The organism is Micromonospora sp. NPDC003776, assembly GCF_053605645.1.
In genome coordinates, this window is the sequence record NZ_JBSGJR010000915.1 from 1 (window position 1) to 1521 (window position 1521).

General features: G+C 70.3%; 1 protein-coding gene. It reads left to right on the top strand.

The window, feature by feature from the left end:
• Positions 1 to 136: 136 nt before the first annotated feature.
• Complete coding sequence (locus ACWEVO_RS36350) at positions 137 to 1519, top strand: IS1380 family transposase (protein ID WP_452311919.1); 1383 nt, start codon at positions 137 to 139, stop codon at positions 1517 to 1519.
• Positions 1520 to 1521: the final 2 nt, after the last annotated feature.

Genomic DNA, 1521 nt, shown 5'->3' on the forward strand with positions numbered 1-1521 from the left:
CCTAGCCTCGGCCTTTCACGGCAGCCGTGATCTTGGATGTCCAGCGGGCCGGTAGATATGGCGAAGTGCCTGCCACGTAAGGAAAACTGCCCGGTGTCGAGTCGTGCAGGTACCCCGCGTGGAAGGCACTTCGTAGGTGCAGATTACCCAGTGGTCGAAGGGCTTGTCCGTCGAGGTCGGCGGTCATGGTGTGGTCTCGCATGTCGGGGCGGCGTTGTTGCGGCTGCTGGCTGATCGCAGCGGGCTGACGCAGGCGCTGTCGGTGGCGCAGAGCCGGCGTGGGTTCGTCCCGGGCCGGGACCGGGGCAGGGTGCTGGTCGACCTCGCGGTGATGATCGCCGATGGTGGTGAGGCGATAGCGGATATCGAGGTGCTGCGCCACCAGAGTGAGGTGTTCGGTCAGGTCGCGTCGCCGGCGACGTGCTGGCGGGCCCTCGATGAGATCAGTGACGTCGGGCTGCGTCGGATCGCCAGGATCCGGGCGAAAGTCCGTGCCCGGGTATGGGGCCTGATCGGGTCGGTGCCGTCTGCTCGTGCCGCGGGCCGGGATCTCGGCGAGGGCGTGGTGGTGCTGGATGTGGACTCCACGATCGTCCTGGCGCACAGCGACAAGGACGGTGCGGCGGCCACCTACAAGCACACGTACGGCTTCCATCCGATCCTGGTGACCTGCGACAACACCGGCGAACTGCTGACGATCAAACTACGGCCGGGCAACGCCGGGGCCAACACCGCCGCCGACCACCTCACCGTGCTGACCGAGGCGTTCGCGCAGGTCCCGGTCGCGCACCGGCGGCACCTGCTGATCCGCGGCGACTCGGCCGCCGCCACCCACGCCGTGCTGGACTGGCTGACCGCGCAGGACGCCAAGCGCAACCGACGTGTCGAGTACTCGATCGGCTGGTCGATCGGCGAGGCGGAACGCGCCGCCATCAGTGCGCTGCCGACCGCGGCCTGGTCACCCGCGTTGGCCGCCGACGGCGGCATCCGCGACGGCGCGCAGGTCGCGGAGTTGACCGGCCTGCTGGCCCTGACCGGCTGGCCGCCCGGCATGCGGGTGATCGTGCGTCGCGAACGGCCGCACCCCGGCGCCCAGTTGTCGCTGTTCGAGGAACGCGACGGCTGGCGCTACACCGCGTTCGTCACCAACACCCCCGCCGGCGCCTTGCAGTGGCTGGAAGCCCGCCACCGCGCCCACGCCCGCGTCGAAGACCGGATCCGCTGCGCCAAAGACACCGGCCTGCGCCGCCTACCGTCCCGCGAGTTCGCCATCAACGCCGCCTGGTGCCAGATCGCGGCCATGGCCGGCGACCTGATCGCCTGGCTACAACTGCTCACCCTCGACGGCGACCTGGCCAAAGCCGAACCGAAACGACTGCGCTACCGCCTGCTACACACCGCCGCCCGCCTCACCCGAGGCCAACGCCGCCGCCAGCTACGCATCCCATCGACCTGGCCCTGGGCAGACCAGATCACCGCCGCCTTCCGCCGGATCGCGGCGATCCCCGCCCCCGGCTGACC